Raw genomic sequence first — 13,613 nt, 5'->3', positions numbered from 1 at the left:
TGGTTCCATAGATTAGACGAGCATCTAGTCAGCGGAACCACTGTTAAAACTATTGAAATTTAAAATCAATGAACAATCAATATGTAGCTTATCTTCGGGTAAGCACACAGAAACAAGGATATTCAGGACTGGGACTTGAAGCACAAAGGGAAATTATACAGAAATATCTTCGTGACAAAACTCCGGTTGTTGAATTTGTTGAAATTGAATCAGGTCGAAAAAAGGACAGGCCCAAACTTAAAGAGGCATTAAGCCTTTGCAGAAAAACGGAAGCGACACTGATCGTTGCCAAATTGGACCGGTTGGCTAGAAATGTTTCCTTCCTGTCAAATCTTCTGGAGAATGATGTGGAGATCGTGTTTTGTGATTTCCCACAAGCCAATAAGATGGTGTTGCATATCCTGTCGGCAATCTCACAATACGAAGCGGAACTGATAGCGGCAAGAACAAAATCCGCCCTACAGGCAAAGAAGGCAAGGGGATTCAGGCTGGGTAATCCGGAACACTTAATGGACAAACATGAACAGGCAATTCAGAACAGTATCAGAACCTGCAGGGAGAAAGCGGATAACAATCCCAATAACAGGAGAGCTGTCGCCATGTTGCGTACATTAGTAAAAGAGGAACATACTCTGCAGGAGATAGCGGATATTCTTAATAAAGAAGGATTTGTAACGTCTAAAGGATACAGGTTTTACAAATCAACGGTTTACAAATTAATCAGAAGGTATAATCTGAAATAAGAAAGTTTATAATCTGTTATATGACAATCAATGGTAACATGAGTTTTGGGTAACAGAAAATCTTTATAAGAAGAGAAGCTGAGGGATGCCCCGGCTTCTTTTTTCTTTCTTCATCGGGTAAGTCGGAGACGGAGAGTATACGATAGTAAATACATAGCCAGTAGGGACAGTGTAGATGTTATAAAATATACTACAAAAAATGTACTTCTATTATAAAATGTACACGATTTGCAAACTTTTTTATAACACTTTTATCTCCTTCCAGGAGTTATGTATGTCACTTCGTTTTTTACCTTTATGCCCAGCTAACCCCGTCATATCGGCTAATATCTGCTATCAAACACTGCATCACATATGGTGGGAACAGTGCCAAAGCCCATTAACGGCCTGTTTGCGTCGTGTTATCCAGATAATCGCCGGACATATACCAGAGTGCTCATACCCTAATAGATTAATTATTATTTATAAATTTCCCTAAATAAAACGTCTGTATTAGATATAAAAAAGGGATTTACAGCATACTTCTTCAAAGTATTACTTTATTACAATAACAAGTGCATTCAGGAGCGGATTTATTCCTAATAGATGCAATTGTATAACCGTCGTATTGGAAGCAATAAAGAAACAACCCTGTGAGAATCGGTCCACAGCGCTGTAACATATATTTAAGCAATGTATATCATCCACCACTAATGGCAAACGATAAAGAAATATGTAATTCACAGAAGGTACTGTCGAGACAATACACCAACTTTGTGGAGGATTGTAACAAAAGTATATGGATTAAAGACAAAATGTGTTGATAACTGTATTTTTCTCCATATATGGTATTTTATTAATAAGTTATCCTATCTGGAAATTTGTGTTCCTTGGCCCAGCCATCCTCCGACACCTTCAACCAGTTTCCAAGTTCCTTTTTCAGTAACTTTGTCTGAATTGACGGAATTTCCTCTATTTTCAGAGAATGTATCTGATAAGGATCCTTCAGATTATCAAAAAGTTGATAATTTCCATCCCCTGTCACCAAATACGAGTAGCGGTCAGTGCGTACACCTTTCTCTTTCTGCTGATAGAAAAACTGAGAAACAGGTTTCTTTACCTTCCTATATTTACCCGTAAGAATACCTTGTGAATAATCCTTTCCCTTCACCGTTTCAGGAAGTTGGTCTCCAAGGTTCATCATACCCAGCAAAGTAGGCATAATATCTGTAGCGCCCAACATCAGATCGTTCACTCCTGGTTTCAGTTGACCGGGATAACGTATAAAGAACGGAATAGAAAAAGACTCATCATAAATCACACTCTTTGCCATACGACCGTGGCTACCCATCATTTCCCCATGATCGGCAGTGAATATCAAGATGGTATTATCAGTCAATCCTTCTTCATCCAAAACTTTCAACACCCGACCTATCTCATCGTCCACACTCTTCACCAAAGAGAAATAAATTTTTGCCTGAAGTGTCAGTTGTTCCAAGTTTTTCACTTGTGTACCCTCACCAAATTTCACATTAGGACGTAGCAATACTTCTTCCGGTTTCAAATCTTTATAATATTGATTAAACACCTCTTCCTTACAATCCGTAAGTCTATGATAAGGGGTATGAGGTGGATTCAAACTCCAGAATAAACTGAAAGGCTTGGAAGCGTCTCGTTGTCCTTGCTTATTTCGCAGATAACCTATCACTACATCCGCTTCAACCTCCAAGGTAAGCCGACGATAACGGAACGGCTCACCATCTTTCTTTCCACCCACCAATTCAGGACGATTGGAATAGGCAGTAGCATTAAAATGATTGTCTTTCAATTGCTGAAACCAGTACTTATTACTCTTGCGCCCTCTTCCTTCAGGAATATAGGTATCGTATGGATACACACAATGTCCGCCAGGTGCTTCAGTTGTACCTACATAATTATTCTCCTTGTCAAACAGGGCTTCCGTACGATGCCAATGCGTTTTTCCCACATAAGCCGTTTCATAACCAGCTCCCGCAAGTACATCAGTGAAACAAACCAAGCTGTCGGGAATACCGTTTTGATTGTTCACATGGCAATTGCCCGGTACTCCATTCTTCTCAGGGAATGCACCTGTCATCAACATAGCACGATGAGGACTACTTAACGGACAAGTACTGCACGCCCGATTAAAAATCACACTCTGTTTTGCCAGTCTATCCAAATTAGGGGTATGAACCGGATCACCTACCGTATTCAGAACATTACGATATGCCACATCATTCCATATACTCAATGCATTCAACCTATATTGATCAGGAAAAATATAGACCAAGTTCGGGCGTTGTTCCTGTCCAAAGACCTGTGTACCTGTTCCGGCAAAAAGAGTTACAGGAAGACTACAAATAAGTTTGTATAAAATTGGTTTCATTTCTATTTTAATTTAAAACAAAGGCTACTTTACATTACTCACTTTACTTCAGGCGTACTCTGCGAAGAACATTCTATAATTTAAAAACCTTATCGGGGTATTAAGAAGCAACATTTTCTTTTTCCGTCACTTTATTCATTTCATAAAGTTGAGGAACACTTAAATTAACATGAGTTCGATGTTAATAGAAATATATCGGTCTCTATATCAATAATATATCAGCAAAATATTAGATTTATAGTGTCCAATTATAACATTTAGACAAATACCGTTAAACTCTCAGAGGCTAAAGTTACAGGAGAACTTTACCGAAGCTACGAATTATCACTTGATTCGGCAGAGGACATCTAATCTTGCTTTTATAATAATGCAATATAAACAATTATTTTACAATAAATGTATTAAAAGAGTGCGCCTGTAAAGTTACATTTAAATACTTCTCCCCTAATTGTACCGTCATTTGCTGCGCAACATCACCATAATTACCTGCTACTATCAAATATTTACCTTCTGGAGTCAAGAAAGCAATAACAGACAAATTATCCTCCCCCTTCTCTTTATATTGTAAAACCCTTGTACCTGAAACAACCTGATTACAAAAATGCTTCACCGCATAATATTCTGGTGTATACGTAATAGTCCCGGTTTTAGAATCTACACGAATCAAAGCATTTTGTTTCCATCCCCAGCTACTTTTTCCTTCGTCAGATAAAATCGCATTCCAAAAAGTATACTCCTCACAACCATTACCTATATAATGATTGATCAACCTAAATGTATGTTCTGCCGCTTTCCAATCAAACGTTCCTGAACCACATTCACTCTCTGTCTGCATATACTTATAATACGGATATTTCTTGCGGATAGCAGGCAAAATCTGTCCTCCCCACCATTGAAATCCTAATCCTTCCACTGCATCTTTCATACGAGAATCTGACAGAATCTTATCTACAACATCAAAACGATTGGTATTGAGTGTTCCAAGAAAAAGTGAAACCTCCGGGTGTTGTTTCTTTAACTCCGGCGCCAAATATTCGACATTAAATCTTATAATCCCCTCAGGCGTCCATGCACAACCCGGATAAATGGTATATGCCCATGGTTCATTCTGAAACATCACTCTTGATATGGAAATATTCTCTTCCCGATAGGCAGAAACAAACCTACAGAAATAATTGGCATAGGTTTTCAAATAACGAGAATCCTGAATAAAATAATCATTCACAGCCAATTGCTTTGGATAATATGCAGCATCCTTCCCCGTAGTATTTTCATATAGAACAACATCAGACAAAGGAGACATTTTATTCTGTCCATTCCAACTACGTACTGAATAATAATGGTTAACCTTCATCCAGGACGGCGGTGACCAAGGAGATGCCCAAAAGATTACATCAGGATTACAGTGCAGAACTCTTTTACAGAAAGGTATAATTGTCTTCTTATCACGTTCTATAGAAAAGTACTTTAACTGAAAATCACCGGACACTTCATCACAACTATACCAGTCCCGTGCATAATCATTGGCATTCATCGGTATACGCCCCATGGAAAAACGTAAAGCGCCTTCTTTCGAAAAAAGATTACTTAATACTTCCTTCTATTGTTCAAAGGGCAACAAATTCAAAGCATCCCATCCCAGTTCGTTGAGACAAGTTCCCCATCTTTTGAATACCTGAATGCTTTCTGTTGTATCCACCTTTAAAGCGGGTTCCTTATCAGGCTTTAATTGTAATCTGATTTTCGATTCTTTCCACATATTTCCTTCCGTGCTGTAGATCCATGTGCAGGACTGGGCAAATACACTTTCCACCCCCATCAACAAAACTATAAATATAAAAGTTATTCTTTTCATTTTCTCCTTTTTTAGAATATTTCAATTAACTAAAAATCAGATAAATCTATCCGAGATACCCCCTCGATACCTGGCAACATAATCCCATCAGCCTGTTGAACTTTTATGACGATAATATGTTCCTCCGCGGTCTGATATACATGTGACGGAGTGTTTTTTCCTGCAAACATCTCAGATTTATCATCTCCCCATTGAATATTACCAGACAGTTTACTGCCTGTAAATTCAAGAAAACCAAATGATTTCCCGCTATGCTCTATTGTTACAAGGCAATAGTCCTTAAAAGGGTCTTCTTCCGGTCCCTCCTGCAAAATATCCTCTCCACCGCTACATGAATATACCATGAAAAAAATTAAAGTCAGTCCAATATATTTCAATATCTCCTTCATATTCTCCTATTTCTTATTTTGATTACCTATTGCAAAACGTATTCTTTTTTCTTCATACTCGTCTTCATCCTCTATTTTCTTCCGGAGCACAATGACATACTCTCTGTCAATCAACTCACTTGTATCAATCCGAATCTCCGGGTTATCATCATTAGTAATTCCTGAAAATACCACGTTATTAGTTAGTGAGAGCACCTGATACTCTACCTGGGGACAAGTCTTCAGACTAATCTTCTTATTTTTCTTATCATAAGCAAAACTGGTCATTTTTTCCAAAGGCATATCTTCCTCCTTGAGAATAATTTCAGATTTCAATAGTGAGCCACCCCGCAAATATTCCCAATCCTCTGAATATTTACCCTTGTAATATACTCTAATCCGATCTCCGGCCTTTATTGGTAGGGTTATTTTACAGAAACAGTCTGTTTCACTATGGTAAGAGTCTGCCGGATACTTAACAGGGATTTCCTCGGATATATATTCTTTTATAGTTCCGTTCTTGCCTACTAAAGCTATTCTCAGGTTTCCGTCAAAAGCTGACCGTCCGATGTTGTTAACAGCTCCTATACTTATTTTAAATTCTTGTTCTGGCTGAATATTAACAGCATCCATTACAAGTCCTTCATAATAGACACCATTCACTTCCTTCCTAATAAGAACCAAATTATCTGTAAAAGCAGAGGTGCCATCCTTATCTGGTATCAAGTTAAAAAAAGCAGCTTGCTCTTGAGTGTATCCACCGCTAGAACTGCCGGAACCCGGATTTGACGGATCCATAACAGTCAATAAGTAATAACCATTCGAACTTCCACTCCACCCCCAATTAACATGATAATAATTTTCCTGGGTATAGCCATCTATTACAAACATATGCCCTCCACCGGATTTAGTAGAAGCTGTATATAGAATCGGCCTTTTTGCATCAAGTTCTTTCCTTAACATCTGATGCCATTCACTCATAACACGGGTAGCCCGATTCTGCATATGAGTCCCCTTATTATATTTCATATACTTTATCATACCTTCCAGTGCATTCTCGTAATATGCCCACGTAGACTTCCTGCCAAACTGTGACTTTGAAATAATGCCACAATCATATATAAGAGTTGCAACCTCATCCTTTATATCAGTATCCGAATTCTTATCAACTTTTACCGGCATCTTGCTCCAAACATAAGGACGATCAAAAGTTTTGCTTGGTATCTGGGTATTCTTATCAGCTTGTAGAGTATAAACAGGTACAGTTCCTACACCCTGATCCGGCCATTGATAATATTGCATAATAATCGCCATTGCAGTAGCTACACAGCCGGTAATTGACTTTCCGTCACTGGTTGTCGGAGATAGTCTGTTGAAAGGCGCTTGCTGGTCCCACAAGGCTGTGGTTAATTTCACTATTGGCGTACCAATAGCGTCTGATGCCCGCGTCCAAGCTTTCGAAATATAAGAAGTGCCCACAACATGTTCCTCCCGGACCGCATTAATCTGATTGCGTAATTCATCCATCCAATCAAGCAAGTTGGGAGGCATATTTTCAACTACAAAATGATTCGAGCAAGAGTATCCTAATATCGGCATGGTAACATCATCTCCCGAGATAATCACAAACCCATCACTATCCATACGGTTAAACACATAAAATGCGGGAGATGATCCACCTCTCGTAGTAGTACTTTCACCATCCCAGACGAGCTGAAGTCTGGGAATTCCACCACGGGATCGTATCGTTTCACAAAAAAAACTCATAGCCACTTTTCTAGCCTGCTCCATTGTAATTTCATTAGCAAGAAGAATATGCTTTGAGGAAAATAATATAAGAAAGAAAAGAATATATTTCATAAAAAAAGTATCAGATCACATTGCTGTAGTTAAGAACAGGATATTGGAGTATTCTCTCCTGCCGGGGAGACACTCCAATATTATTTTTATAATTACCATCCGGGATTCTGTCCCAAATTCGGATTTTTAAAGCGTTCTGTATTGGGTATAGGATAAAAATACATATTATCAGTTACCGCACGGGTTTCGAGTAAGAATTTCTCATAACTGATTACCTCATTATTCTTCGTTATTTTTACTCCATATATATTGGCCGTCTGTCCCAGTTCCTTCCAGCGACGTACATCCCAAAAACGATGACCTTCAAAAGCTAACTCAACACGACGCTCATTCTTCAGGCGTTTAACGAAATCTTTTTCTGTAATATCCGACGGAAAACCGGGCAACGAAATATTTGTACGACCACGAATCTGATTTACCGCTTCACGCGCACTCATATTGTAAACAGCATCTTTATAGTTGGGATCATGAAAAGCATTAATCATAGCTTCTGCATAATTAAGCAAAATCTCACCATAACGGAACAATACCCAATTATGCTGTTTTTTCGTAACAGTGCTGCCAGCCTCGAAACTAATCGTGTTATTTACATACTTTTTCAAATAGTATCCTGTAGTAGTGGCATTCTGCAATGGCAATCCGTTAGTTCCTCCTTCCCATATTTCCACAGGGTCTACAGGCCATTTCATTTCATTGCAAACAATCGTATATTTCATACGAGGATCACGATTATCGTATGGATTTGACTGATTATTCCATACAAAAGGAGTACCATCCTTCATATCATACGCTTCCATCAAGTTTTGTGTCGGACAGGTAGATGTCTTTCCACCCTCCACTCCAATAGGAAAATTAGCCTTCTCAAAGTCACCGCTCTCACCTGTCGGACGATACAATATCACCTCAGCTTTCTGATTATTAACGTCATTAAATATTTGAGGATAAGGAACCAAGTCCAAGCCTAAATCTGTTTTCTGTTTAATAATATCATAAGCAGCTTCTGCGGCTTGTTTCCATTTATCTTCACTATCTTCTGAAAATAAAGGGCTGGCCATATACAACGTAACACGCGATTTTAATGCCATAGCAGCTGCCCGCGTAACACGTCCTTTCTCTTTTGTACTGAAATTATCATAATTCACAGGCAAAATCTGTGCAAGATCCGAACATTCATCCACGATGAATTTAGCAATCTTCTCATAAGATTCAGGATTTACCCCGTTAGCTTCATTCTGTGCCAAGACATCTAGTACAAAAGGAATATTGCGATAACGCTTGATTAATTCAAAATAGAAATATGCTCTAAGGAAACGGACTTCATATTGATAATTAGTAAACTCTTTCATTATAGCCTCATAATCATCCGAATATTTCCATTCATCAAATGTCAGTCCGGCAGTTTCCTTCAAATAGAAGTTGGCTGCCCGAATTCCTTCGTAATAATGTCCCCATACATTATCCACCAAATTATTGGCAGACCATGTACCATCCACAAACCGCTGGATATTGGAAGACTTGTAAATATGGACGGCATCATCCGTAGCCGCATCCAGCATGGCCCCATCTATAGAACAAAAGTCCGCTTTTAAGAAACCATATACATTGGTTGCCAGTTGCTTCACACGATTATAGCTATCAAGCACCTCTTGTTTGGTAAAGTTATCAGACTCATCACAATCCATAAAACCACATCCTGTCATCATCAATAAAGATAGAAGCAGTACTATATTTTTAATCTTTATTTTTTTTATCATTGTCTCTCCAATTTAGAATTGTAAATTAAAACCAAATGTATATTGTTTCATCGCAGGATGAGTAACTCCCAACGCCTCCGGATCAGCAATATCAATGCCATCCAGACATAACAGGTCGTGTCCGCGAACATAAAGTTTCACCGATTTCACAACATTCTGCCTACGTAGCCATTTATCAGGTAATTGATAATAAACTTCTAATGTTCGTAATTTCAAAAACGAAGCATCTGTCACCCATAATGAGTTATTATTATAATTATTCGCTGATCCTAATGTAGTTAGCCTGGGTAATGTCCCATTCGGATTATTCTCGCTCCAACGATTTTCCCAATAATATCTGGAAATTGTATTATTGTTAATCAATGGTCGGTACACACTTCGTGTATCCAGCACCTGGCTATAATTGGCCACTCCCTGAAATTGCGCCAAAACTCCCAAGCCCTTGTATTCAGCACCTAAATTGAAACCATAATAAATCTCCGGACAGGTAGCGTTATATCCCATGGCAACTTGATCATATTGATCGATACGTTTATCACCATTCTGATCTTTGAGTTTTAGATCACCGGGACGTACCTCCGACAAATATTGTTTTACCTCACGTTGGTTTATTTCTTCCTGATTCTTATAGATTCCCTCTACTTCATAACCAAATATTTGACCGACACGACACCCTGTACGCTCCAAATAATCATACGGACGATATTCTTCATTCATATTGATAATTTTACTCCGATTGAAGGAGAATTGCCCGTTTATCTGATAACTGAACTCACCTATCCGGTCATTCCAACCTGCCATTAATTCCACTCCATAGTTATTGACAACACCATCATTACGCTTGGGAACGGTCATTCCGAACACAGAAGAAATCGCATTACCACCATCTACCAGAATATCAGTCCGATGATCATAATATCCATCAATAGTTAATGACAACTTCTTCCATACCATGAAATCCATACCAACATTCAACTTATGCGACTTTTCATAAGTAAGCCCGTCTACAGCAATTTGCTTTTCAGTCATACCACTTTGGCTGGCCGGAGTATCCTTGAAATAATAACTATTACCACTTCCCATATAATACTTATACAGATTTACCCCAAAATCCGCCCTTCCAACTATACCATAAGATGCTCTCAATTTTAAGAAATCAACCGATTTTCCTTTCATCCAGCTTTCTTCTGAAAGAATCCAACCAGCACCTATTGACGGAAATATTCCCCAACGATGATTCGGTTCCAAAACACTGGATGCCGAACCCGATAAAGCAAAATCAAGTAAATAACGGTTTTTATAGCTATAATGCGCTTGTCCAACCATATCCATATATGCCCGGGAAGCATTCTGTCCATCACGATCCATCCGGTCCATAGCATAAAGTAAAACTGTATTCAGCCGATGTAATCCCCAATTTCTATCATAATTTAATTGGGCATTAAAGTTAAAGCGGCGGACAATTTCTCCTGTACTGCTGCTAAAACTCAAAGCAGATTCATTACGCAAGTTTTTATATTGGTCTTCTTCTCCATCCCATCCTTTCACTGAAGACTCATAAGCAAAGTTACGAGTATTGGAATCCCAGTAACTAGCATCGCTGTCAAGCCCCACTCGGACTGAAGCAGATAGACCGGGAGTAAGAGTACTCAAATCCTGTTGAATATTCATATCGGCATACAAAGCACGATTTTGTGAACGCGCATATCCCTTACCTGAAATGAGAGCAATAGGATTATTGGAATAAATAGTAGAACCTCCCCATACCTCATTCTTTGTTTTAACAGGAAACACTCCTGAAGGAACCTGGTACAAAGCTGTGAAGATATCATCTAGCTGTGCACCCGGACGATTGTGTTCTGAGAAATTACCTAGCATACTCAATTGCACTTTCGTGGTTTTGGTAGCCTGTATATCAAGATTAGTCCGTATATTCAACTTTGAGAATTTAAGCTGGGTGGAATAATCTTCATTGTCATTGGTCGGCTTCAGAATTCCCTGATCATTCAGATAATTCAACTGTGCATAATATTGTACCTTATCACCCCCTCCCTGAATGGAAAAGTTTGCATTCTGACCAAGGCTATGATTCCGCAAAGCCTCTCCCCACCAATCTACGTCCGGATAAAAGTCTGGGTAAGTACGATCTCTAAACGCGTCTAGTTCACGTTGAGTATAACGGGGGCTAAGATGATCATTTTTCAACCCTTCATTCAAAGCTTGGGCATAAGTATATCCATCTACCATTTCCGGTAAACGGACCGGAGTCCCCATATTAAACTCATAATTGAAATTAATTACCGGCTTGCCAGTCTTTCCACGTTTCGTGGTAACATAAACGACCCCATTAGCTCCTCGTATTCCATACAGTGCCAAAGCTACGGCATCTTTCAAGACAACCACAGATTCTATTTCTTGCACTGTCAGGTCTGATATGGAACGTACAAAGCCATCAACCAATATCAGCGGGCTTTTGCTGTTTGTAGTCCCCAAACCACGTACATACATAGTAGCACCATCTGCCCAGGAACTGCCGGCATTCTGTAACACATATAGTCCTGGAACAGAACCAAATAATGAGTTAGAAGGATTAACACTCGTTTTATGGGATAATTGCCCTGCTGTCACCATTCCTCCCGCAGTAGTAGATTCTTTCCAGTCAACCGAAATACCTCGACCGTACTGCTGTATGCTGTCCGTTTCCTGTGCCAGCATATTTGCCGACACCAGCAAACCTGTCATTACTAATTTTATAGCTTTATTCATAGTATTCTTTTATTTCTTTATTCATTGAATGATTTTCATGATCACCATCCCGGGTTCTGTACTAACCCGTATCCTTTATTCACTTCCTTATCAGGAAATGCACTCAGATACCATTTTGCAGAAAATCCTCCCGGCTTTTGCCATGCTCTTTCCGGCAACTGCGGAAAATCAAATTTATATTCTTTGGTAGTTTTATGGCGATACACATTAATTCCATGCAAATGTTTTGTAAAATCAGATTCACGTTTCCAACGTATCAAATCAAAGAAACGGTTTTCTTCCCATACAAATTCACAAGCGCGTTCTCGAAGTACTGCTTCGCGAAACTCTGTTTTCTCATCCAGTTTTCCTTTCAATACCAGCCCTGGCAAACCAACGCGTGCTCTAACTGCATTGATATACTGATATGCCTCACTGGTACGCCCACATTCATTCAATGCCTCTGCATAAGCAAGATATACTTCAGCCAAACGTAAATAAGGCCAATGAATTACACGGTTATTGTACTCCCCTTTCCGGTCAAGAGCGAATTTACGTCCGGCAATCCCTGTTGACAAACTCTTACTATCCAAATTGTTCTTATTCCAATCCGCACCTTTGGGATAATTCTTTTTATCATTAGCATCTTCCTTGAATACCTCAGCCTTTCTACCTTGAAAATCGTCACCATCCAATAAGATTGTTTCACACAACCGAGGATCACGATTTATAAAAGGATTTTTCTTATGAACAGGATTATCCCAATCAAAATCATCACCATTCGCCATCGGGAACAAGTCAAAACATTCTTTTGTCGGACACCATGCGCCCCAACGTAAACTTTGCAGCAACGTACTGATACCATTTGTCCTAAAATGCCTGCGTACAGAAATTAGGCTCTCTGTAGTACCCCTGGTATAATATGCATCCTGAAATGCCTGACGAATTGTATTTTTAGTTGCCGTTTCTTTTTGTACCAATTCATAAAAACCACCTTGTTTCCAAGATTTGAAAAAATCTTCCCCCGCTTTTGCCGCATCTTTCCAGCGTTGTTCACTATACCCGCCAAACCAAGTCATCAATTTATCAGAGGCTTCCCCCGGAAAATAAGGCTCGTCAGAATTGAACAACGGACTGGCTACGAACAACAGTACTCTTAGCTTTAATCCCATGGCAGCCGCCCCTGTCATACGTCCACTCTCATTACTCAGATCATCTTCCGGCAAAGCCCAAGGTAATTCTTTGCATGCAATAGCCTCATCCAACAACCGGGTTATGAAATCCACAGTCTGTTGCAAAGTGGCACGCTCCGGTAACCCCATTTCTTCCGGCATAATAGCATGGTCAACAATAGGTAAGGCTCCATAATGACGCAACATTTCAGAATACTGCACAGCAATGGTAATTTTGGCCTCCGCCTTCAAACGCAACTTCTCTTCCGCCGTCATATCCGGTACTCGGTCCACATTATTAATAAAGACCCATGCATGGCGAATCCCTTTCCAAGGATCACGTGCGTACATATTGTATTTAGTTGCATGATCCTCTCCACCTGATTCGTCTTCACTTCCGGCATTATAAAGTCCCGGATAATACAACTTATCCGCTCCTGCATAACCAACATATGACTGTGCCAGATCAGTCAACGATTCTATTGAACCCACACGCATCGAAGTCGAATTATTATAACCGGTAGAAAAGCCATAAGGCAATTTCGAATAAGCATACCATAATACTCTCCGGGCATACTCTGCCGTCGAAAAAATAGTGTCGATAGTAACATCCCCGCTAGGAGGTTTCTGAAGAAATTTCTCCCCTAAAGCAAAATCCTCGCATGATGTAAAAGAAACATATGAGAAGATCAGTAACAGATAAATATATTTTCTTATCTTTTTCATGACT

General features: G+C 39.3%; 7 protein-coding genes and 1 pseudogene. 1 reads left to right on the top strand and 7 read right to left on the bottom strand.

Going from position 1 to position 13,613, the window contains the following annotated elements:
* Nucleotides 1-68 precede the first annotated feature (68 nt).
* Entirely contained in the window at nt 69-743 is a 675-nt protein-coding gene (locus NBH01_RS06240) for a recombinase family protein (protein ID WP_048694681.1), read from the top strand.
* An 835-nt stretch (nt 744-1,578) separates the two neighbouring features.
* Here the strand turns inward: NBH01_RS06240 and NBH01_RS06235 are convergent.
* The 7 genes and pseudogenes from NBH01_RS06235 to NBH01_RS06205 all read right to left on the bottom strand — a co-directional run bounded on the left by NBH01_RS06235 (nt 1,579) and on the right by NBH01_RS06205 (nt 13,609).
* Nucleotides 1,579-3,129 carry a sulfatase family protein gene (locus NBH01_RS06235; RefSeq protein ID WP_048693123.1) on the bottom strand — a complete coding sequence of 517 codons (1,551 nt, stop codon included), beginning with the start codon at nt 3,127-3,129 and terminating at the stop codon, nt 1,579-1,581.
* Between the two features lie 382 nt (nt 3,130-3,511).
* Nucleotides 3,512-4,984 (bottom strand): annotated as a pseudogene (locus NBH01_RS06230) (glycoside hydrolase family 30 protein).
* A 29-nt stretch (nt 4,985-5,013) separates the two neighbouring features.
* Nucleotides 5,014-5,373, bottom strand: coding sequence for a hypothetical protein (locus NBH01_RS06225; RefSeq protein WP_048693131.1), 360 nt, complete (start codon nt 5,371-5,373; stop codon nt 5,014-5,016).
* A 6-nt stretch (nt 5,374-5,379) separates the two neighbouring features.
* Entirely contained in the window at nt 5,380-7,212 is a 1,833-nt protein-coding gene (locus tag NBH01_RS06220; RefSeq protein WP_048693136.1) for a C10 family peptidase, read from the bottom strand.
* 92 nt (nt 7,213-7,304) lie between these two features.
* The gene (locus tag NBH01_RS06215; RefSeq protein ID WP_080979781.1) at nt 7,305-8,966 is read right to left on the bottom strand and encodes a RagB/SusD family nutrient uptake outer membrane protein; all 1,662 of its coding nucleotides are present in this window, start codon (nt 8,964-8,966) and stop codon (nt 7,305-7,307) included.
* Between the two features lie 12 nt (nt 8,967-8,978).
* Complete coding sequence (locus NBH01_RS06210; RefSeq protein WP_048693139.1) at nt 8,979-11,732, bottom strand: SusC/RagA family TonB-linked outer membrane protein; 2,754 nt, start codon at nt 11,730-11,732, stop codon at nt 8,979-8,981.
* Between the two features lie 41 nt (nt 11,733-11,773).
* Nucleotides 11,774-13,609: a RagB/SusD family nutrient uptake outer membrane protein gene (locus tag NBH01_RS06205; RefSeq protein ID WP_048693142.1), complete on the bottom strand. Its 1,836-nt coding sequence runs from the start codon at nt 13,607-13,609 to the stop codon at nt 11,774-11,776.
* Nucleotides 13,610-13,613 lie beyond the last annotated feature (4 nt).

This window comes from Bacteroides sp. B1-V-101 (assembly GCF_023656585.1).
Lineage (GTDB): Bacteria > Bacteroidota > Bacteroidia > Bacteroidales > Bacteroidaceae > Bacteroides > Bacteroides thetaiotaomicron.
The sequence above is the reverse complement of the archived record's forward strand: the minus strand, read 5'-3'. Positions and strand labels throughout refer to the sequence as shown.